The following is a 19,877-nucleotide window of genomic DNA, read 5'->3' on the forward strand; positions in this document are numbered from 1 at the left end:
AACGCGGGGCCCCACCGCGGGCGCGGGCCCTACAGTACCGGCAGGTTCTTGCGCAGCTCGAACGCGGTGACCTCGCTGCGGTACTCCTCCCACTCCTGTTTCTTGTTGCGCAGGAAGAAGTCGTAGACGTGCTCGCCCAGGGTCTCGGCGACCAGTTCGCTGCGTTCCATCAGGGCGATGGCCTCGCCGAGGTTCTGCGGGAGGGGTTCGATGCCCATGGCGCGGCGTTCGGCGTCGGAGAGTGCCCACACGTCGTCGTCGGCGCCCGGCGGGAGTTCGTAGCCCTCCTCGATGCCCTTGAGGCCGGCGGCCAGCAGGAGGGCGTAGGAGAGGTACGGGTTGGCCCCGGAGTCCAGGGAGCGGACCTCGACGCGGGCCGAACCGGTCTTGCCGGGCTTGTACATGGGGACGCGGATCAGCGCCGAGCGGTTGTTGTGGCCCCAGCAGATGTACGAGGGCGCCTCGCCGCCCGCTCCCGCCGTGCGTTCCGAGCCGCCCCAGATGCGCTTGTAGGAGTTGACCCACTGGTTGGTGACCGCCGAGGTCTCCGCCGCGTGCCGCAGCAGGCCCGCGATGAAGGAGCGGCCGACCTTGGAGAGCTGGTACTCGGCGCCCGACTCGTAGAAGGCGTTGCGGTCGCCCTCGAAGAGCGAGAGGTGGGTGTGCATGCCGGAGCCGGGGTACTCCGAGAACGGCTTCGGCATGAACGTCGCCTGCACGCCCTGCTCCAGCGCGACCTGCTTCATGACGAGGCGGAAGGTCATGACGTTGTCGGCGGTGGACAGCGCGTCCGCGTACCGCAGGTCGATCTCCTGCTGGCCGGGGGCGCCCTCGTGGTGGCTGAACTCGACCGAGATGCCCATGGACTCCAGCATCGTGATGGCCTGGCGGCGGAAGTCCATGCCGACGTTCTGCGGAGTGTGGTCGAAGTAGCCGGAGTTGTCGGCGGGCGTCGGGCGCGAGCCGTCCAGCGGCTTGTCCTTCAGCAGGAAGAACTCGATCTCGGGGTGGGTGTAGAAGGTGAAGCCGAGGTCCGAGGTCTTGGCCAGGGCCCGCTTGAGGACGTAGCGCGGGTCGGCGAAGGAGGGCGAGCCGTCGGGCATCAGGATGTCGCAGAACATCCGCGCGGTGCCGGGGGCCTCCGCCCGCCAGGGCAGCACCTGGAAGGTGGCCGGGTCGGGCTTGGCGATCATGTCGGACTCGTAGACGCGGGCGAAGCCCTCGATGGCGGAACCGTCGAATCCGATGCCCTCGTCGAACGCCTGCTCCAGCTCGGCCGGGGCGACGGCCACCGATTTCAGGAAGCCCAGCACATCGGTGAACCACAGGCGCACGAACCGGATGTCGCGCTCCTCCAGGGTGCGGAGCACGAACTCCTGCTGCTTATTCATTTCCACCCATCCTTGCTGGTCGAGCCGCCTTGCACCGCTGCCAGGGGCACCGGGGGGCATATGAGCATCCCACCACACGATTACCTGCGGGTTGCGAACACAAGGCCGATCCCCCGCGGACGGAACCGTTCCCGCCCATAGTGCCCGTCCGCCGCGCGGACGGCCGCCTCCAGGTCAGCGCCGCGCAGGGCTGATCCCGGCCGCGTTCATTGTGGGGTATGGGGACCTGCCGGGTCGACCCGTGCCCGCCCACGCCCCGGAACACCTCCCAAGTCGGCGCGGGCACAAGGGATTTCCGCCCAATCCCCGCCTCCGTCTGGCTTTCGCACCACCCTCTCCGCTTACGATCAGCGGGCTGGGCCGCGCCAAGACCGAGTAAAGGACACGTCATGGGTTCCGCCAAAAATGCCTCGAAATCAGCAAATGACCGCAGGGCCCGCATAGAGGAGATGCGGCGGGCCGAGCGCTCCCGGGACCGCCGCAACCGCCTCGTCGCGATCACGGCGAGCACGGTCATCGTCCTCGGGCTCGTCGGCTTCGGCGCCTACGCGCTGAAGAAGAACTCCGACGACGACAAGAAGGAGAAGGCCGTCGCCTCCGCCCCCGTCAGGGGCGAGAAGGACTGGGACGCGAAGAAGCTGGGCCGCAACCACGTCACCAAGAAGGTCTCCTACCCGATGACCCCGCCGGTCGGCGGCGACCACAATCAGGTCTGGATGAACTGCGACGGCGACGTCTACGACAAGGCGATACCGGACGTCAACGCCGTCCACTCCCTGGAGCACGGTTCGGTCTGGGTCACGTACACCAAGGCCGCCCCCGAGGCCGACGTGAAGGCGCTCGCGGCCAGGGTCGACAAGACCCCGTACTCCCTCATGAGCCCCTACGAGGGCCAGAAGGGCGCGCTCATGCTCAGCGCCTGGGGCAAGCAGGTGACCGTGGACAGCGCGAAGGACCCGCGCGTGGCGCAGTTCTTCAGCAAGTACGTCCAGGGGCCGCAGACCCCCGAGCCGGGCGCCGCCTGCACGGGTGGTCTCGGCCAGTGAGGCGGGGCTGGACACTCGGGCTGTGCGCCGCCGCCGGTCTCGTCGTGGTCGGTGGCGCGGTGACCACCGTGGCCACCGCGCACGGGGACGACGGGGGCGGTGGTAGGTCGGTGAGCGTGCCGGCCGCCGCCTCGGCCGACGCGGGGTTCGCGCAGGACATGACGGTCCACCACCAGCAGGCGGTGGAGATGTCCTTCATCGTGCGCGACCGCACGAAGGACGAGGAGATCCGGCGGCTGGCGTACGACATCGCCCAGACCCAGGCCAACCAGCGCGGGATGCTGCTGGGCTGGCTGGACCTGTGGGAGCTGCCGAAGACAGCTGACCGACCGCCCATGACCTGGATGGGGATGCGCTCGATGCCGCCGGGCGAGGACGGGGCGCTCATGCCGGGCATGGCGACCGACGCCGAACTCGGCACGCTGCGTACCTCCAACGGGCGCAAGGCCGAGATCCTCTACCTCCAGCTCATGATCGAGCACCACAAGGGCGGGGTGCACATGGCGAGCGGCTGCGCCTCCCAGTGCTCGACCGGCGCGGAGAAGCGGCTCGCGCGGTCCATGGTCACCTCGCAGCAGTCGGAGATCTCGCTCATGGAGGACCTGCTGCGCAAGCGGGGCGCCGCGCCCCGGCCGTGAGGCGGCCGCCCGGGGGCGCGTCAGGCGATCCGGTCCAGATCGGCCCTGGTCAGCGCCCCCTGGAGCGGTTCGCCGCGCGCGTAGCGCTCCGTCTCCGCCACGGCGTACCGGCCCAGGCGCGCGACCTCCGCGCCCTGCGCGCCGGCGATGTGCGGGGTCACCAGGACGTTGGGAAGGGCCAGGAGGGGGTGCCCGGCGGGCAGCGGCTCGGGGTCGGTGACGTCGAGGTAGGCGTCGATGCGGCCGGAGGCGCACTCCCTCACCAGGGCCTCGGTGTCGACGAGGCTGCCGCGCGCCGTGTTCACGAGGGCGCCGCCGTCCGGGATGAGGGCGAGCAGAGCGGCGTTCAGCATGCCGCGGGTGGCGGGCAGTTCGGGGGCGTGCACGGTGACGATGTCGCTGCGCCGGCACAGCTCGGGCAGGGACACGGCCTCGGCGCCCAGCGCGGCGGCCTCCGCCTCGCTCACGTACGGATCGTGCAGCAGGACGCGCCACTGGGCCCCGGAGTCCCGCAGTCCGGCGATGACGCCCCGGCCGATCCTGGAGGCTCCGACGACGCCGACGCTCCGGCCGTCAAGCCCGGTGCGCTCCAGGAAGCCGGGCCAGCGGGGGTAGCGCGCGGCGGTGGCGAGGGCCCGTTTCGCGGCGAGGGTCACGCAGGCGAGGGTGTAGTCGACGACGGGGCCCGCGTTGGCGGAGGCGGCCGAGGAGACCGTGATGCCGCGTTCCCACAGCGCGTCCGTGACGAGCCCCTTGACCGTGCCGGCCGCGTGGCACACGGCGCGCAGCAGGGGGGCGGCGGACAGCGGCCCGCTGTCCAGCGTGGGGCAGCCCCAGCCGGTGAGCAGCACCTCGGCGCGGGCCAGCACGGACCGCTCCGCGGGGGTGCTGAGGTCTCCGGTGAGCGGTGGCCCGGCGATCTCGGCGACTTCGGTGAGCCGCTCCCACACCGGCGCGGGCAGGGCCCGCTCCACGACGTCCTGGCCCATCGCCACCGCCACGACCGGTCGGTCCGCCACGGCCTCCCCTTTCTCCGGACCCCGGCCGCGCGCCGGGGTCCCGCCGACGCGTAGAGAACCCTTTTCCACCGACGGGTAGAAAGCGTTTTCTACGCGTCGCTCACGCTAGGCCGGGCCGATCGCGGCGGTCAAGACCGCCCGGGGCCGGCGACCCGCCGGCTCGCCTCTCCCCCCCCATCGCGTCAGAAAGACGATTACACTGGCCGCGTGCCTCAACTACGTCTCGCCCTGAATCAGATCGACGCGGTCGTCGGCGATCTCGCCGGCAACGCGGAATCGGTCGTGCAATGGACCCGGCACGCCGCTGGGCAAGGGGCCCATCTGGTCGCCTTCCCCGAGATGGTGCTGACCGGCTATCCCGTCGAGGACCTGGCCCTGCGCTCCTCCTTCGTCGAGTCCTCCCGCGCCGCGCTGCGCGCGCTGGCCGCGCGGCTCGCCGAGGAGGGGCTCGGGGAGCTGCCGGTCGTCCTCGGCTATCTCGACCGCAGTGAGACCGACCAGCACCGCTACGGCATGCCGGCCGGCTCCCCGCGCAACGCGGGCGCCGTCCTGCACCGGGGCGAGATCGCCCTGCGCTTCGCCAAGCACCACCTGCCCAACTACGGGGTGTTCGACGAGTTCCGCTACTTCGTGCCGGGCGACACGCTGCCCGTGGTGCGGGTGCGCGGCGTGGACGTGGCCCTCGCGATCTGCGAGGACCTGTGGCAGGACGGGGGCCGGGTGCCGGCCACCCGCGCGGTGGGCGCGGGCCTGCTCGTCGCGATCAACGCCTCCCCGTACGAGCGGGAGAAGGACGACACCCGTCTGGAGCTGGTGCGCAAACGCGCCCAGGAGGCGGGCTGCGTGACGGCGTACGTCGCGATGACCGGCGGCCAGGACGAGCTGGTCTTCGACGGCGACTCGATCGTGGTCGACGGGGACGGCGGGGTGATCGCGCGCGCCCCGCAGTTCACCGAGGGCAGTGTCCTGCTCGACCTGGACCTGCCGGCCGCCCCGGCGACCGCGCCCTGTGGGCTGGTGGACGACGGCCTGCGCGTCGAGCACGTGACGCTGTCCGCCGATCCGCTGCCCGCGTACGCCCCGGAGCACACCGGGGGTTACGCGGAGCGGCTGGAGGACGAGGAGGAGGTCTACTCGGCCCTCGTCACGGGGCTGCGGGCGTACGTCGCGAAGAACGGCCTGGGCGGCGTCCTGATCGGCCTCTCGGGCGGGATCGACTCGGCGCTGACCGCCGCCATCGCCTGCGACGCGCTGGGCGCGCAGCACGTGTACGGGGTGTCGATGCCCTCGCGGTACTCCTCCGAGCACTCGAAGGACGACGCGGCCGACCTCGCGGCCCGTACCGGCCTGCACTACCGCACGGTCGCGATCGGCCCCATGTTCGACGCGTACCAGGGCGAGCTGGGCTTCACGGGCCTGGCCGAGGAGAACCTCCAGGCGCGGCTGCGCGGTACGACGCTCATGGGCATCTCCAACCAGGAGGGGCAGATCGTGCTGGCGCCGGGCAACAAGTCGGAGCTCGCGGTGGGCTACTCGACACTGTACGGGGACGCGGTGGGCGCGTACGGGCCGATCAAGGACGTCTACAAGTCCCTGGTCTTCCGGCTCGCCCGCTGGCGCAACCGGGCCGCCGAGGAGCGCGGGCAGACCCCGCCGATCCCGCCGAACTCGATCAGCAAGCCGCCGAGCGCCGAGCTGCGTCCGGGCCAGGTGGACACCGACTCGCTGCCCGACTACGAGGTGCTCGACCGGATTCTGGAGATGTACGTCGACCGGGATCAGGGCTCCGACGCGATCGTGGCGGCCGGTTTCGACCCGGAGGTGGTGGCGAAGGTGCTGCGGCTCGTGGACAACGCCGAGTACAAGCGGCGCCAGTACCCGCCGGGCACGAAGATCTCCCCGAAGGGCTTCGGCAAGGACCGCCGGATGCCCGTCACCAACCGGTGGCGCGAGGCGGCGGGGGTATGAGCCGGTAGCCGTACGCGCGAGGGCCGGTACCGCCGGGGAGGCGGTACCGGCCCTCGCGCGTACGGGCGGGCGCTCTCAGTCCTGGGCGAGGCGGACGGAGGCGGCGATGGGGAGGTGGTCGGAGCCGGTCTCGGGCAGCGCCCACGAGGAGACGGGGTCGGCCCCGCGCACCATGATCTGGTCGATCCTGGCCATCGGGAAGGACGCGGGCCAGCTGAAGCCGAAGCCGTCGCCCGCCGCGCCCTGGGTGGAGCGCATCTGGGCGGTCACCGGGGACAGCGCGCGGTCGTTCATCGTGCCGTTGAGGTCGCCGAGCAGGACGACGTTCCGGAGCGGTTCCGCGCGGATCGCCGTACCCAGCGCCTCGGCGCTGCGGTCGCGCTGACCGGCCTCGAAGCCGGTGTCGACCTTGACCCGCACGGAGGGCAGGTGCGCGACGTAGAAGGCCACCTCGCCCTTGGGCGTGCTCACCGTGGAGCGCATCGCGCGGACCCAGCCGAGCTTGATGTCGACCGGCTTGGTGGCGCTCAGCGGGTACTTGCTCCACAGGCCGACGGTGCCCTGCACGGAGTGGTACGGGTAGGTCCCGGCCAGGGCACGCGCGTACGCGGGCGCCGCGCGGGCGGTCAGCTCCTCCAGCGCGACGACCTGCGCGCCCGAGGCCACCACGGTGCGGGCGGTGGCGGCCGGGTCGCTGTTCTCCGCGTTGACGTTGTGCGTCGCGACGGTCAGGTCACCGCGTCCCTGCGACTTGTCGGTGACCAGTCCGCCGAAGAGGTTGAGCCATACGGCCACCGGAAGGATCAGCGCGATCAGCGCGGTGACCGAGCGGCGCACGAGCGCGAGCACGAGCAGCACCGGGACGGCGAGGCCGATCCACGGCAGGAAGGTGTCGACGAGGCTGCCGAGGTTGCCCACCGAGTTCGGGATGTGCGAGTGCACGAGCATGATCAGCGCCACGACGAGCGCGAGCGCCGCGAGGACCAGCCCGCGCCGCCAGACGCCCCGGTCGCGCCAGCCGGAGAAAGGGCTGCGCAGGTGGCGTTTACGGGCCTCGGGGCCCTGACCCTCGCTACCGGTCTCCGTCATGTACGCCTGCGCCATACCGTCGCCTCACTGACTGCCGTGCACACCGTCCGACCCCAGACATTAGGGGATGGGCGGCTGTCTTTCCCGCCGTCGGGCGGCGGAGGTTTACGCCAGGAGGACGAAGGGGGCCCCGCGGCCAGTTCCTGTAGGAGAGGCGAGGGCCGGGCTTGTAACGGAACGCGCATATTCGGGGCCCCGCCGGGCCTTCTCCGCGGCGGCGTCCGAGCGGTTTCCGGCGTGTTCCCGCCGCTCCGCGTACTGGTCGGCCCTCCCCCCTTCTCGTCCTGGCGTGCGAAGTGTCACCATGAGAAGTGGTCCGGGGACGCCGACAGGGCGCCTCGAGATGACACACATGAAGGAGCCGCAGGATGTCTCAGCTTCCCGCTGCCCAGAATCCCCCCGCCGCCGAGCCCGCGGCCGCCGGCACGCTCTACGGCAGGAGCGCCAAGCGCCGCGTCACCGTGCACGACATCGCCCGTGCCAAGGAGCGGGGCGAGAAGTGGCCCATGCTCACCGCCTACGACGCGATGACCGCCTCCGTCTTCGACGAGTCCGGCATCCCGGTGATGCTCGTCGGCGACTCGATGGGCAACTGTCACCTGGGGTACGACACGACCGTGCCCGTCACCCTCGACGAGATGACGATGCTGGCGGCGGCCGTGGTGCGCGGCACGAAGCGCGCGCTGATCGTCGCCGACCTGACCTTCGGTTCCTACCAGGAGGGGCCGACGCAGGCGCTGCGCTCGGCGACGCGCCTGGTGAAGGAGGCCGGGGTCGGGGCCGTCAAACTGGAGGGCGGCGAACGCTCGCACGAGCAGATCAGGACCCTCGTGGAGGCCGGTATCCCGGTCATGGCGCACATCGGCCTGACCCCGCAGTCGGTCAACTCGATGGGCTACCGCGTGCAGGGACGCGGCGAGGAGGCCGCGGCGCAACTGCTGCGGGACGCGAAGGCGGTCCAGGACGCGGGCGCCTTCGCGGTCGTCCTCGAACTGGTCCCCGCCGAGCTGGCCGCCGAGGTGACCCGCACCCTGAGCATCCCGACCGTGGGCATCGGGGGCGGCGCCGACACCGACGCGCAGGTGCTGGTGTGGACGGACATGATGGGCCTGACCGGCGGGAAGGTGCCCCGCTTCGTCAAGAAGTACGCCGACCTGCGCTCGGTCATGGGCGACGCGGCCCGTGCCTTCGCCGAGGACGTCGCGAGCGGCGCCTTCCCCGCGGCGGAGCACGCGGTGCACTGACCGGCGGCGGCCCGAGCCGGCCGACGGCCCGGGGGCGGCCCGAGCCGAACGGCCGTCCGCGCTGACCGGCGGCCCGCCCCGGTCCGGGTCCGCGGGGTCCCGGCCCTCCCGGCCGGGGCCCCCGGTCCGGGTACGGCAGGGCGTACGGACGTGCCCCCGGTGTCCCGCACACCGGGGGCGCTTTCGTACGCGCGTGCGCCCCCGGTGCCGACAGATCACCGGTGAACCGACTGTCCGCGCAGGTCAGGCGGGTGTCGGTGACGTGTCGGCGCGTTGTCGGCGGCGCCTGTCACTGTGTGGTCATGACGCGAAACGACACGACGACAGCGCGGCGGGCCGGCGGGGACATCGCCATCTCCGTACGCGGCCTGGTCAAGCACTACGGCGAGACCAAAGCCCTGGACGGGGTGGACCTCGACGTGCGCGAGGGCACCGTCCTCGGCGTGCTCGGGCCCAACGGCGCGGGGAAGACCACCCTCGTACGCTGCCTGTCCACCCTCATCACGCCCGACTCCGGCTCGGCCTCGGTCGCCGGGGTGGACGTCCTGCGCGAGCCGCGCCGGCTGCGCCGGGTCATCGGGCTCACCGGTCAGTACGCCTCGGTCGACGAGAAACTGTCCGGCCGCGAGAACCTGTACCTGATCGGCCGGCTGCTCGACCTGAGCCGCGCGGACGCCCGCAGGCGCGCGGACGACCTGCTGGAGCGGTTCTCCCTGACCGAGGCGGCCAAGCGGGTCGCGGGGACCTACTCGGGCGGTATGCGCCGCCGGCTGGACCTCGCCGCCTCCATGATCGGCAGCCCCGCCGTGCTCTACCTGGACGAGCCGACCACGGGCCTGGACCCGCGCACCCGCAACGAGGTGTGGAGCGAGGTCCAGCGCATGGTGCGGGACGGGGTCACGGTGCTGCTCACCACGCAGTACATGGAGGAGGCCGAACAGCTCGCCGGCGAGCTGAGCGTGATCGACCGCGGCCGCGTCGTCGCGGGCGGCGCGGTGGACGACCTCAAGGCCCGGGTCGGCGGCCGGCTGCTGCGGGTGCGCCCCGCGGACCGCGCGGAACTGCCCTCCCTCGCCGCCCTGATGGACGACAGCGGCCTCACCGGCCTCGCCACGGCCTCCCTGGACGCCGAGAGCGGGAGCGTGGTCGTACCGATCCTGAGCGACGAGCAACTGACCGCGGTGGTCGGCGTGATCGCCTCGCGCGGCATAGCCCTCGCCGACCTCACCACCGAACTGCCCAGTCTGGACGAGGTGTTCCTCTCGCTGACGGGCCAGAAAGCCAGCCACGCCGACGCGGAGCAGCAGGAAGACGCCGCTCCCGACGCCGCCCGAGAGAAGGTCTCCGCATGAGCGCCGCCACCGTCACGTCCTCCACCATGGCCCCGAAGGGTGAGGGCCGGCTCGGCCTGCGGGCGCACCTGCGGCACACCGGGGCGCTGGCCCGCCGCAACCTGTTGTGGATCAAGCAGGACCCGGAGTCGATGTTCGACGCGGTCCTGATGCCGATCGTGTTCACGCTGCTCTTCGTGTTCGTCTTCGGCGGCGCGATCGCGGGCAAGGGCAACCAGGACGCGTACGTCAACTACGTCGTCCCCGGCCTCATGGCCATGATGGGCATGAACATGGCCATGGGGGTCGGTACCGGCTTCAACCAGGACTTCCAGACCGGTGTCATGGACCGCTTCCGGTCCCTGCCGATCGCCCGCTCCTCGGTGCTGATCGCCAAGATAGTGGTCGAGGTCGGCCGCATGCTGATCGCCGTGGTGATCCTGCTCGCGGTGGGTTTCGCCCTGGGCCTGTCGGTCTCCAGCGTGCCGGGCCTGTTCGCGGCGATCGGCCTGGCGATGCTCTTCGGCTCCTCGATCATGTGGATCTTCCTGACGCTGGGCGTCGTGATGAAGAGCGCCCAGGCGATCCAGGCGATGGGTTTCCTCGTGATGATGCCGCTCCAGTTCGGTTCCTCCATCTTCGCGCCGACCGCCTCGATGCCCGGCTGGCTCCAGGCGTTCACGGACTACAACCCGCTGTCGGCGCTCGCCGACTCCGCCCGCGGCCTGATCAACGGCGGTCCGCTGACGCACGGGATCACGGTGACGCTGATCTGGTCCGTGACGCTCACCGCGGTCATGGCGCCCATCGCGATCCACAAGTTCCGGACGCGCACCTGAGTGCGGTACGGCAGGGCCGGGGCGGCGCGGATCAGCCGTCCGTCGCGGCGAGTTCACGCACCAGGGTCCGGGCCTCGTCCAGCGACAGGGCGGCGCCCTCGGCCCGGTGGCGCTCCAGCGTCCCGGCGCTGATCCCCTCGCCCCCGCCGGCCCCGTCGGCGGACCCGTCCCCCCGGGGGCGGGCGGCGTCGTCCCGTGGCCGCCAGTCGCGGATGTACCGCTCGGTCTCCTCGAAGAGTTCCCGGTCCAGCGAGGTCGGGCAGTGGCCTGGTGGCAGCAGCCCCTCGGCCGCGCCGAGCAGCCGGACGGCGAGCAGCACGTCCTCGCGGTCGCCGGTGTCGGTGCCCCGGCGGGCGAGGGTGAGCGCGGCGATCTGGAAGTATCCGGCCGGCAGGTGCGGGGCGACCATCAGCGCGAGCTGGTCGAGGGAGCTGGACAGCCCCTTGCTCAGGTGCTCCAGCGCCTCGGTGTAGCGGCCCTCCACGGCGTCGAGCCAGCCGGTGACGCGCAGGAGGATTCCGTCGAAGATCATGAAGGAAGCGGCCTCGAAGTCGCTCCGCAGCCGTTCGAGGGTCTCCCGGGCCTCGGTGGTACGTCCCGTCCTGCCGAGGTGCATCGCGAGGAACATGCAGGCGGCGGGCAGCGCCTCGTTGCCCTGCGGGAGGTCCTGGTCGAGCAGGTCCCGCAGCAGCGCCTCGCCCTTGTCGCCCTGCCCCGCCTCGATGAGCAGTCCGGCGAGCCGCGCCTGGAGGATGCCCATCTGGCTGACGGCGCCCAGTTCGCCGGCGTAGGCCGCGGCCTGCTCGTAGTCGGCGGCCGCCTCCTCGGTCGCCCCCATGTGCTCGAACGCCTCGCCGCGGGAGGACAGGGCCTCGGCGGCGCCCCAGATGTCGCCGAGTTCCCGGAACAGCCGCAGCGCCTCGTCGGCGTCGGCGCGGGCGTCGCCGGACAGGTCGTACCGGCCGGCCAGCAGGTTGGCGCGGTTCTGCAGAGCGAGCGCCAGTTCCCAGCGGTAGCCGAGTTCCCGGCAGGCGCGGACCGTCTCGTCGACCACCTCGCCGAGCCGGGGCAGGTCGGCGGTGAACACGACGGCGTAGAACCAGATGTTGCCCGGCGGCCGGCAGGTCTGCGGCAGTCCGGGCCGGTAGACCTCGGTGACGGCCCGGAGTCTCGCCCGGCCCGCGGGCGCCCGCCACTGATCGAGTTCCATGTCCATGTGGGCGAGGTGCACGAGGTGGACTCCGCGCCGGGCCTCGTCGAGGACCTCGGGCCGCATGGGCGGCGGCTGCCCGGTGCAGCTCGCGTACAGCGGCTGGGCGGGTGCGGCGCCGGGGGTGAAGGGGTCGGGGCCCAGCGCGGCGGCGGCCGAGGACCACTGCTGGGCCTCCGCGCGGGGGCCGCGGATCTGCCAGTACCAGGCGAGGGACAGCACGAGGCACAGCGCCTCCTGCTCGTTGTGGTCGCCGACGGCCTTGCGCAGGGCGGCCCGCAGGTTCTCGTAGTCGCTCTCCAGCCGGGTGATCGCCTCGCGCTGGCCTGGTCCGCGCAGCTCGGGGTCGGTGGTGCGGGCCAGTTCGCGGTAGTGCGTGAGGTGCGCGGCGCGCGCCGCCTCCTCGTCCCCGGCCTCGGCGAGCCGGGCCCCCGCGTACTCGCCCACGGTCTCCAGCAGCCGGTAGCGCATGCCGCCGGCCGGGGAGGGGGCCGCGACCACGAGCGACTTGTCGACCAGCGAGCCGATCAGCTCGGCGACGTCCTCGGGCGGGATGCGGTCGGTGGCGCACACCGCTTCCGCGGCGGGCAGGTCGCAGCCGCCCGCGAACACCGACAGCCGGCCCAGCACCCCGCGTTCGCGCTCGTCCAGCAGGTCCCAGGACCAGTCGACGACGGCCCGCAAGGTCTGCTGGCGGGGCAGGACGGTGCGGCTGCCGCTGGTGAGCAGCCGGAAGCGGTCGTCGAGGCGGTCCGCGATCTGGCGCGGGGTCAGCATCCGCAGCCGGGCGGCGGCCAGTTCGATCGCCAGGGGAAGCCCGTCGAGCCGGCGGCAGATCTCCGCGACGGCCCCGGGGTCCTCGTCCACCCGGAAACCGGGCCGGGCCGCGGCTCCGCGTTCGGCGAAGAGACGTACGGCGTACGGCTCGGTCAGCGGGTCGACGGGACGCAGCCGCTCCCCCGGGACGCCGAGGGGTTCCCGGCTGGTCGCGATGACGGTGAGCTGCGGGCAGCGTTCCAGGAGGGTCTGGGCGAGGTGGGCGGCGGCGTCGACGACGTGCTCGCAGTTGTCGAGGAGCAGCACCATGCGGCGCGGTGCGCAGTACTCGGTGAGCCGGCTGAGGGCGTCGTCCCCGTGCCGTTCGGTCGCGACCCGCATCTCCTCCGCGCCGGCCCCGCGCAGGACGGTCTCGCGCGCGCCGACCGCGCCCAGGACGGCGGCGGGCACCGCTTCCGGGTCGCTGACCGGCGCCAGTTCGGCGAGCCACACGCCGTGCGGGAACCGGCCGGCGAGGGTCTCGGCGGTCTCCTGGCTGAGCCGGGTCTTGCCCGAGCCGCCGGGGCCGAGCAGGGTCACGAGCCGGGCGGTGGTGAGGTCCTCGCGCAGCGCGGCGACCTCGGCCTCGCGGCCGACGAAGGAGGTCAGCCGGGCCCGCAGGTTGCCGATACCGGCCGGGGCGGCGGGCGCCTCGCGGGCCGGGCGCGGCTCGGGGCCCCCGCGGGTGCGGGCAGCCGTGTCGTGGCGCGTGTCGCCCCGGACGAGGGCGGTGTGCAGGGACCGCAGCTCCGGTCCCGGTTCGGTGCCGAGCCGCTCGACGAGGGTCGCGCGGACCCGGGCGTAGGCGTCGAGGGCCTCGGCGGCCCGGCCGGTGTCCCGCAGGGCCCGCAGCCGAAGGGCCTGGAGGGGTTCGTCGAGCGGGTGGGCGAGGCACAGCGCGGCGAGGTCGGGCAGGACCTGTTCGGCGTGGCCGAGGGCGAGGGCGGCCGAGAACCGCGCGGTGCGGGCGGTGTGGGCCAGCCGCTCCCAGTGGGCGGCCTCGGCGGTGCGGTCGGGGAGGTCGGGCAGCGGGGGTTCGCGCCACAGTCCGAGCGCCTCGTCCAGCAGTCCGGCGGCGCGCGGGGCCTCGCCCCGGTCGAGGGCGCCGCGCCCCTCGGCGGCGAGCCGGGCGAAGCGGTGCAGGTCGACGGCGTCGGGCGCGGCGGTCAGCCGGTAGCCGGCCTCGGCCGAGGCGATCTCCCCGGCGCCCAGGGCGCGCCGCAACCGCCCCACGAGCGCCTGGAGCGCCCCGTGCGGATCGGCGGGCGGCTGGTCCCCCCACACCTCGTCCACGAGGGCCGAGGCGGGGACGGTCCGGCCGGCCCGCAGGGCGAGCACGGTCAGCAGCGCGCGCAGCCGGGACCCGCCCAGCGGGACGGCCGTGCCGTCGGGGCTGAGCGCGGTGGTGGTGCCGAGGACGCGGTAGCGCACGACCCCATTGTGTACGCCACGCGCCCCTGCCGGTCACTGGCCCACGGCGGCCCCGGGGACGTGAGCGGTGTCCGCAGCCCGCCCCCGAGGAGGCGGGGCCACGGAGGAGGCGGGGAGGCGGACGCGGCCTCGCGGGGAGGCGGACGCGGCCTCGTACGGAAACTCGCACGGAAAGCGGACGCGGCCCCGTCCGGGGAAGCGGTCCGCTGCGGCGCCGGGCGGTGTCCTGGACCTCGCCCGCGTTGGTACGTTCCTCGTACCCGCCCGGCCCCCGTAGTTCAGGAGCAGCCCGTATGACGACCGCCCCTTCCCGCAGCGACCGGCGGATCAGCCCGGTGTTCGTGGGGCTCGCCGCGGTCGCGGCGGTCTCCGGCTGGGCCGTGTGGACGGGGTACGCGGACGCCACGGCGTTCGCGGTGTTCCTCTTCGTCACCGCGATGTGGGTCGTGTCGCTGTGCCTGCACGAGTACGCGCACGCCCGCACGGCGCTGCACAGCGGGGACATCTCGATCGGCGCCAAGGGCTACCTGACCCTGAACCCGCTGAAGTACACGCACGCGCTGCTGAGCATCGTGCTCCCGGTGCTGTTCGTGATCCTCGGCGGCATCGGGCTGCCCGGCGGCGCGGTCTACATCGAGCGCGGGCGTATCCGGGGGCGCTGGCGGCACAGCCTGATCTCGGCGGCGGGCCCGCTGACCAACGTGCTGTTCGCCGTGGTGTGCACGGCCCCGTTCTGGCTGGACGCGCTGGACGGGGTGCCGGTCGTCTTCCGGTTCGCGCTGGCCTTCCTGGCGCTGCTCCAGGTGACGGCGGCGATCCTGAACTTCGTTCCGGTGCCGGGCCTGGACGGCTACGGGGTGATCGAGCCCTGGCTCTCGCACGGGGTGCGCCGGCAGGTGGAGCCCTTCGCGCCGTTCGGGCTGATCGCGGTCTTCGGGCTGCTGTGGGTGCCGGAGGTCAACGCGGCGTTCTTCGACGCGGTCGACGCGCTGCTGCGCGGGCTCGGGGTGAGCGACATCGAGACGTACTGCGGCCGGGACTTCTTCCAGTTCTGGCGCGAGCGGGACGGGCTCTGCGCCTCGCTGGGCTGAGTCGCGGCGCCTTCCCGGGCGCGAAAGACGCGCGGCCCGGCCGGTCCGCGCCTCAGCCGGCGAGGGCGGACCCCTCCGACCGGCGCGCCCGCTTGTCGATCCTGGCGCGGCGCGCGTAGTACCAGGTCATGTTCGAGGAGATCCCGGCGATCAGGACCCAGACGATGCCGAGCCAGCTGCCCTGGACGAAGGAGACGACCGCCGCCGCGACGGCGAGGGCGCAGACGACGACGGAGTACAGAGCGAGGCGGGGCATGGGGGTCGGCTCCTTGTCCGGATACGGATGTGGCGTGCCCGAACAGTGTCTCCCATGCCCCGTGTGCCCCGGTCCGGGGCCCGGCCCCGCGCGGCCGGGCCCGGTGCGGCGGCTCAGACGTCGGTGACGCGCAGGCCCGCGTGCGCCTTGTACCGGCGGTTGACGGAGATCAGGTTGGCGACGAGGGACTCGACCTGATGCGCGTTGCGCAGCCGCCCCGCGAAGATCCCCCGCATCCCGGTGACGCGGGCGGCGAGGGCCTGGACGAGGTCGGTGTCGGCGCGGGACTCGCCGAGGACGAGTACGTCGGTGTCGATCTGCTCGACCTCGGGGTCCTGCAGCAGCACCGCCGAGAGGTGGTGGAAGGCCGCGGTGACCCGGGAGCCGGGCAGCAGGGCTGCGGCCTGTTCGGCGGCGCTGCCCTCCTCGGGCTTGAGCGCGTAGGCGCCCTTCTTGTCGAAGCCGAGCGGGTTGACGCAGTCGACGACGAGCTTGCCGGCGAGTTCCTCGCGCAGGCTCTCCAGGAGCGGCTTGTGGCCCTCCCAGGGGACGGCGACGATCACGATGTCGCTGCGGCGGGCGCACTCGGCGTTGTCGGCGCCCTCGACGCCCTCGCCCAGTTCCGCGGCGGCGGAGGCCGCGCGATCGGCGGCGCGCGAGCCGACGATCACCTTCTGGCCCGCGCGGGCCAGCCGGTAGGCGAGGCCGCGGCCCTGGTCCCCGGTGCCGCCGAGTACGCCGACGACGAGTCCGGAGACGTCGGGGAGGTCCCAGGGGTCCCGGGCGGGCGGCTTCTGCGCACTGTCGGTGGAAGTCATGACGGCAGCGTACTGGCTGGTAACGCTTGGTGGTACGTGCACCCACGCCCACACCGGCCACCCGGCCCGCACCACCACGAACAGCGCCCTCGCCCGGACACACCTATGGTGGAAAGCGGACTTATTGCGTGTATCCGGCACCCCTTGGGGGCGGTATGGCTGACGAGAAGTTCGAGCCCCGGCAGGACGAGCGGGACGAGGCCGAGGAGGAGTACGTGCCCGAGCCCTCTTCCGGGGAGGAACCGCTGCCCGCGGGCGCCCCGCAGGGCGATCCGGACGTGCTGCTCGACGTGCCGCAACTGCACGTGGACGAGATCGACCTGGAGGTCGAGAACCTGCGGGCCCGGGTGTCCCTGCAAGCCGAGGTGCTGGACCTCCTGAAACTCAACGTGGGCGCGGACGTGGCCCTGGGCCGGGTCCAGCTCGGTATCCGGGGCGTGGACGCGCAGGCCCTGCTGAAGGTGCGCCTCAACAACGTCGCCCAGATCATCAACCGGGTGCTGACCACCATCGACCACCACCCGGAGATCCTGGAGAACCTCACCTCGGGCCTCGGCTCCGCCGTCGAGGACGTGGGCGAGGGCGCCGGGCAGACCGTGCGGGAGGTCGGACGCGGCGCGGGCAAGGCCGTCGAGGACGTCGGCGAGGGCGCCGGGCAGACCGTGCGGGAGGTCGGGCGCGGCGCGGGCAAGGCCGTCGAGGACGTCGGCGAAGGCGCCGGGGAGACGACCAGACAGGTCGGGCGCGGCGCGGGCAAGGCGGTCGGGGACGTGGGCGAAGGCGCCGGGCAGGCCACGAAGGACGTCGGCCGCGGCGCGGGCGGGGCGGTCGGGGACGTCGGCGAAGGCGCCGGGCGGACGGCCGGGCAGGTCGGGGACGAGGCCGGGAAGACGGTGGACCGGGCCGGCGAGGCGGCCGGACGGGCCGGGGACGCGGTGGACAGCGCGGCCGGGCGGGCGGACGACGTGACCGGGAGCGCCGGCGCGTCCCGCGCGACGGCGGACGACGAGTACGAGGACGAACCCGAGGACGAACCCGAGGGCGGAGCCGAGGACGAACCCGAGGACGAGGACGGGGCGGGGACCGGCGGCGACGGGGACGCGGAGCCGCGCCGTGCGGAACCGCGCCGTACGGTCGACGAGTCCGGTCGTACGGTGCGCAAGGCGGGCCGCACGGCCGCCCGTACCCGCAAGCGGGTGAGCAGCACGGAGGCGGGAGCCTCCGGACGGTCCACGGACGCCGTGCGGCGGCGGCCCGCGCGCCCGCACCGGCGCGAGGAGCCGCCCTGAAACGACCCCGCCGCTCCCGGGGCCGGGGAGCCCGGGACGGACGACATCGAGCTGACCACCTCGGTGGAGGCGGAGGAGCTGCGCTTCGGCTCACCGCCCCGTACCGAGGTCCGCTTCCCGGGCACGAACGGCCGCAGGTCGGTGTCCGGGAGCAGTCGCGAGAACCTGCCCGACCCGGTGGAGACCGGGGTCGGCTACCACGACGTGCGGGTGCTGTGGCGGATGGCGACCCGGCTCCCGCGCCGGGGCCGCCAGGGCCCCTGAGCCTCCCGGCCGCCCCGGCGTTCCGGGCCCGCCCTCAACCCGGCCGGGTCACTCCCCGGCCTTGGGGTCCTTCCACTGCGGGTCGTTCTCCCACTCCTTGTTGCGCACCTCGGCGATCCGCATCGCCTGCTCGGCGTCCGAGGGCGTGGGGTAGGGACCCATGCGGTCCTTGGAGGGACACTGCGGGCCCTCCTCGACCTTTCCGTGCTCCAGGCAGTAGTACCACTCGCCTGGTTTTCCGCTGGCGCTCTTCTTGAACAGGGCCATGACCGGTCCTCTCTCGTGCTCCTGGCCCCATCGTGCCCCAGCCGGGCCCAACTAGACTCGCCGGTATGTCTGGCCAGTCACTTGTCGTACCAGGGGAGATCTCTCCCAAACTGTCCGTCCCGGGGAACATCCGGCGTCCGGAGTACGTGGGCAAACCCGCGCCGACGCCGTACACCGGGCCCGAGGTCCAGGACGCGGAGACCGTCGAGGCGATGCGGGTCGCGGGGCGGATCGCGCGCCGCGCCATGGACGAGGCCGCGAAACACATCCGGCCCGGAGTCACCACGGACGAGCTCGACCGGGTCGCGCACGCCTACATGGTGGACCACGGCGCCTACCCCTCGACGCTCGGCTACCGCGGCTTCCCGAAGTCGCTGTGCACCTCGGTCAACGAGGTGATCTGTCACGGCATCCCGGACTCGACGGTGCTGAACGACGGGGACATCGTGAACCTCGACGTGACCGCGTACATCGGCGGGGTGCACGGCGACAACAACGCGACGTATCTGGTCGGCGAGGTGGACGAGGAGTCCCGGCTGCTCGTGGAGCGCACCCGTACCGCGCTGGACCGGGCGATCAAGGCGGTCAGGCCGGGGCGGCAGATCAACGTCATCGGCCGGGTCATCGAGTCGTACGCCAAGCGCTTCGGCTACGGCGTGGTGCGGGACTTCACCGGGCACGGGATCAACCGCTCCTTCCACTCCGGGCTGATCGTGCCGCACTACGACAGCCCGCACGCCACGACCGTGATGCGGCCGGGCATGACCTTCACGATCGAGCCGATGCTGACCCTGGGGACGTACGACTACGAGCAGTGGGACGACGGCTGGACGGTCGTCACGAAGGACCGCAGGCGGACCGCGCAGTTCGAGGAGACGCTCGTGGTGACGGAGGAGGGGGCGGAGATCCTGACGCTGCCTTAGAGGCTCCGCGCGCCGGGCCTCGCGTGGCGGCGCGGGCATGGCGGAGGGGTCGCGACGGGACGAGAATCCTTACCGACAGGTCGTCGGGAACCAGTTGACTTAGGTTTACCTAAGTTAGATGATCGAGCTGGTTCCCGCCCTTTCGGCTCCCCTCGCTCCCGGAGGTTCCCCTTGGACACCCCGCCGGACCCCACCGAGATCCCCTTCTCGGCCGTCATCCGCTCCGCCTCCCACGCGCAGCACACCGAGGCCGAGACCTCGACGTTCATGAGCGACCTGCTGGGCGGGCGGCTGGGCGTGTCGGCCTACGCCCGCTACACCGAGCAGCTGTGGTTCGTCTACCGGTCCCTGGAGGAGCGCTCCGGCGCGCTCGCGGACGATCCCGTGGCGGGTCCGTTCGTGCGGCCCGAGCTGGCCCGGCTGCCGGAGCTGGAGCGGGATCTCACCCATCTGCTGGGCGCCGGCTGGCAGGGGCGGGCGCGGGCCCTGCCCGCCACCGAGGCGTACGCGCGGCGGATCGCCGAGTGCGCGCGCGAGTGGCCCGGCGGCTACGTGGCCCACCACTACACGCGCTACCTCGGCGACCTGTCGGGCGGTCAGATCATCCGGGACAGGGCCGAGCGGACCTGGGGCTTCGCGCGCAAGGGCGACGGGGTGCGGTTCTACGTCTTCGAGGGGATCGGCAGCCCGACGGCCTTCAAGCGCGAGTACCGCGAGCTGCTGGACGCGCTGCCGCTGGACGAGGTGGAGAGGCCGCGGGTCGTCGAGGAGTGCAAGCGGGCCTTCGCGCTGAACACGGCCGTCTTCCAGGAGCTGGGCGAGGAGTTCCCGCTCGCCGCGGCCTGATCCGTTCCCGCGCCGGCACCTCACAGCGGAGCCCCCCCCGCCCGCGCGCACGGCCGGGGGGGGGCCGGGGGGGGTGGCCGGGGCGCGGGGAGCGTGTCGCG

18 protein-coding genes are annotated in these 19,877 nt (G+C 72.9%); 11 read left to right on the forward strand and 7 right to left on the reverse strand.

Annotated elements, in window-relative coordinates:
- Nucleotides 1-29 precede the first annotated feature (29 nt).
- Complete coding sequence (locus ACFYMP_RS01935) at nt 30-1,391, reverse strand: glutamine synthetase family protein (RefSeq protein WP_388848882.1); 1,362 nt, start codon at nt 1,389-1,391, stop codon at nt 30-32.
- Nucleotides 1,392-1,780: 389 nt separating this feature from the next.
- Here ACFYMP_RS01935 and ACFYMP_RS01940 point away from each other — a divergent pair, with 389 nt between their 5' ends.
- Together ACFYMP_RS01940 and ACFYMP_RS01945 are read left to right on the forward strand one after the other, a co-directional pair.
- Nucleotides 1,781-2,437, forward strand: a complete 657-nt coding sequence (locus tag ACFYMP_RS01940) for a DUF3105 domain-containing protein (protein ID WP_388848885.1) — start codon at nt 1,781-1,783, stop codon at nt 2,435-2,437.
- Nucleotides 2,434-3,075, forward strand: a complete 642-nt coding sequence (locus ACFYMP_RS01945; RefSeq protein ID WP_388848888.1) for a DUF305 domain-containing protein — start codon at nt 2,434-2,436, stop codon at nt 3,073-3,075. Before ACFYMP_RS01940 ends, ACFYMP_RS01945 begins: the two co-directional genes overlap by 4 nt.
- A 20-nt stretch (nt 3,076-3,095) precedes the next feature.
- On the opposite strand, the gene ACFYMP_RS01950 is transcribed toward ACFYMP_RS01945, so the two are convergent.
- The gene (locus tag ACFYMP_RS01950) at nt 3,096-4,094 is read right to left on the reverse strand and encodes a hydroxyacid dehydrogenase (RefSeq protein ID WP_388848890.1); all 999 of its coding nucleotides are present in this window, start codon (nt 4,092-4,094) and stop codon (nt 3,096-3,098) included.
- A 207-nt stretch (nt 4,095-4,301) separates the two neighbouring features.
- Between ACFYMP_RS01950 and ACFYMP_RS01955 the strand changes: the two genes are divergently transcribed.
- Complete coding sequence (locus ACFYMP_RS01955) at nt 4,302-6,062, forward strand: NAD+ synthase (RefSeq protein WP_388848893.1); 1,761 nt, start codon at nt 4,302-4,304, stop codon at nt 6,060-6,062.
- A gap of 75 nt (nt 6,063-6,137) precedes the next feature.
- Here the strand turns inward: ACFYMP_RS01955 and ACFYMP_RS01960 are convergent, their stop codons facing one another.
- Complete coding sequence (locus ACFYMP_RS01960; RefSeq protein ID WP_388848895.1) at nt 6,138-7,166, reverse strand: endonuclease/exonuclease/phosphatase family protein; 1,029 nt, start codon at nt 7,164-7,166, stop codon at nt 6,138-6,140.
- A gap of 353 nt (nt 7,167-7,519) precedes the next feature.
- Here ACFYMP_RS01960 and panB point away from each other — a divergent pair, with 353 nt between their 5' ends.
- The 3 genes from panB (at nt 7,520) to ACFYMP_RS01975 (ending at nt 10,565) form a co-directional block, all read left to right on the forward strand.
- Complete coding sequence (gene panB / locus ACFYMP_RS01965; RefSeq protein ID WP_388848898.1) at nt 7,520-8,395, forward strand: 3-methyl-2-oxobutanoate hydroxymethyltransferase; 876 nt, start codon at nt 7,520-7,522, stop codon at nt 8,393-8,395.
- Between the two features lie 302 nt (nt 8,396-8,697).
- Nucleotides 8,698-9,747 carry an ATP-binding cassette domain-containing protein gene (locus ACFYMP_RS01970; RefSeq protein WP_388848900.1) on the forward strand — a complete coding sequence of 350 codons (1,050 nt, stop codon included), beginning with the start codon at nt 8,698-8,700 and terminating at the stop codon, nt 9,745-9,747.
- Nucleotides 9,744-10,565 carry an ABC transporter permease gene (locus ACFYMP_RS01975; RefSeq protein WP_388848903.1) on the forward strand — a complete coding sequence of 274 codons (822 nt, stop codon included), beginning with the start codon at nt 9,744-9,746 and terminating at the stop codon, nt 10,563-10,565. The genes ACFYMP_RS01970 and ACFYMP_RS01975 overlap by 4 nt, the downstream gene beginning before the upstream one ends.
- 31 nt (nt 10,566-10,596) lie before the next feature.
- Here ACFYMP_RS01975 and ACFYMP_RS01980 read toward each other — a convergent pair whose 3' ends face one another.
- Nucleotides 10,597-14,022 carry a BTAD domain-containing putative transcriptional regulator gene (locus ACFYMP_RS01980; protein WP_388848906.1) on the reverse strand — a complete coding sequence of 1,142 codons (3,426 nt, stop codon included), beginning with the start codon at nt 14,020-14,022 and terminating at the stop codon, nt 10,597-10,599.
- A gap of 293 nt (nt 14,023-14,315) precedes the next feature.
- On the opposite strand from ACFYMP_RS01980, the gene ACFYMP_RS01985 reads away from it, so the two are divergent.
- Nucleotides 14,316-15,113: a site-2 protease family protein gene (locus tag ACFYMP_RS01985; protein WP_388848909.1), complete on the forward strand. Its 798-nt coding sequence runs from the start codon at nt 14,316-14,318 to the stop codon at nt 15,111-15,113.
- 52 nt (nt 15,114-15,165) lie between these two features.
- Here the strand turns inward: ACFYMP_RS01985 and ACFYMP_RS01990 are convergent, their stop codons facing one another.
- Both ACFYMP_RS01990 and npdG read right to left on the reverse strand, forming a co-directional pair.
- Nucleotides 15,166-15,369: a hypothetical protein gene (locus ACFYMP_RS01990; protein ID WP_388848912.1), complete on the reverse strand. Its 204-nt coding sequence runs from the start codon at nt 15,367-15,369 to the stop codon at nt 15,166-15,168.
- Nucleotides 15,370-15,482: 113 nt separating this feature from the next.
- Entirely contained in the window at nt 15,483-16,187 is a 705-nt protein-coding gene (gene npdG, locus ACFYMP_RS01995; RefSeq protein WP_388848915.1) for an NADPH-dependent F420 reductase, read from the reverse strand.
- Nucleotides 16,188-16,342: 155 nt separating this feature from the next.
- On the opposite strand from npdG, the gene ACFYMP_RS02000 reads away from it, so the two are divergent.
- Nucleotides 16,343-17,476, forward strand: a complete 1,134-nt coding sequence (locus tag ACFYMP_RS02000; protein WP_388848918.1) for a hypothetical protein — start codon at nt 16,343-16,345, stop codon at nt 17,474-17,476.
- Nucleotides 17,477-17,539: 63 nt separating this feature from the next.
- Nucleotides 17,540-17,740: a hypothetical protein gene (locus ACFYMP_RS02005; protein WP_388848921.1), complete on the forward strand. Its 201-nt coding sequence runs from the start codon at nt 17,540-17,542 to the stop codon at nt 17,738-17,740.
- Nucleotides 17,741-17,788: 48 nt separating this feature from the next.
- Here the strand turns inward: ACFYMP_RS02005 and ACFYMP_RS02010 are convergent, their stop codons facing one another.
- On the reverse strand, nt 17,789-18,007 hold the full coding sequence (locus tag ACFYMP_RS02010; protein WP_388848923.1) for a hypothetical protein: 219 nt from the start codon (nt 18,005-18,007) through the stop codon (nt 17,789-17,791).
- Nucleotides 18,008-18,072: 65 nt separating this feature from the next.
- Between ACFYMP_RS02010 and map the strand changes: the two genes are divergently transcribed.
- Nucleotides 18,073-18,930, forward strand: a complete 858-nt coding sequence (gene map, locus ACFYMP_RS02015; RefSeq protein WP_388848926.1) for a type I methionyl aminopeptidase — start codon at nt 18,073-18,075, stop codon at nt 18,928-18,930.
- A 171-nt stretch (nt 18,931-19,101) separates the two neighbouring features.
- Entirely contained in the window at nt 19,102-19,776 is a 675-nt protein-coding gene (locus tag ACFYMP_RS02020; RefSeq protein ID WP_388848928.1) for a heme oxygenase (biliverdin-producing), read from the forward strand.
- Nucleotides 19,777-19,877: the final 101 nt, after the last annotated feature.

Origin of the sequence: Streptomyces sp. NPDC007088, assembly GCF_042869355.1 — a bacterium.
Taxonomy (GTDB): Bacteria; Actinomycetota; Actinomycetes; order Streptomycetales; family Streptomycetaceae; genus Streptomyces.

Excerpts from the sequence above, each read along its gene's own strand:
- ACFYMP_RS01985 (WP_388848909.1), top strand. The coding sequence starts at position 14,316 with ATGACGACCGCCCCTTCCCGCAGCGACCGGCGGATCAGCCCGGTGTTC.
- ACFYMP_RS02000 (WP_388848918.1), top strand. The coding sequence starts at position 16,343 with ATGGCTGACGAGAAGTTCGAGCCCCGGCAGGACGAGCGGGACGAGGCC.
- map (WP_388848926.1), top strand. The coding sequence starts at position 18,073 with ATGTCTGGCCAGTCACTTGTCGTACCAGGGGAGATCTCTCCCAAACTG.
- ACFYMP_RS01960 (WP_388848895.1), bottom strand. The coding sequence starts at position 7,166 with ATGGCGCAGGCGTACATGACGGAGACCGGTAGCGAGGGTCAGGGCCCC.
- ACFYMP_RS02010 (WP_388848923.1), bottom strand. The coding sequence starts at position 18,007 with ATGGCCCTGTTCAAGAAGAGCGCCAGCGGAAAACCAGGCGAGTGGTAC.
- ACFYMP_RS01935 (WP_388848882.1), bottom strand. The coding sequence starts at position 1,391 with ATGAATAAGCAGCAGGAGTTCGTGCTCCGCACCCTGGAGGAGCGCGAC.
- ACFYMP_RS01975 (WP_388848903.1), top strand. The coding sequence starts at position 9,744 with ATGAGCGCCGCCACCGTCACGTCCTCCACCATGGCCCCGAAGGGTGAG.
- npdG (WP_388848915.1), bottom strand. The coding sequence starts at position 16,187 with ATGACTTCCACCGACAGTGCGCAGAAGCCGCCCGCCCGGGACCCCTGG.
- panB (WP_388848898.1), top strand. The coding sequence starts at position 7,520 with ATGTCTCAGCTTCCCGCTGCCCAGAATCCCCCCGCCGCCGAGCCCGCG.
- ACFYMP_RS01940 (WP_388848885.1), top strand. The coding sequence starts at position 1,781 with ATGGGTTCCGCCAAAAATGCCTCGAAATCAGCAAATGACCGCAGGGCC.
- ACFYMP_RS01970 (WP_388848900.1), top strand. The coding sequence starts at position 8,698 with ATGACGCGAAACGACACGACGACAGCGCGGCGGGCCGGCGGGGACATC.
- ACFYMP_RS01990 (WP_388848912.1), bottom strand. The coding sequence starts at position 15,369 with ATGCCCCGCCTCGCTCTGTACTCCGTCGTCGTCTGCGCCCTCGCCGTC.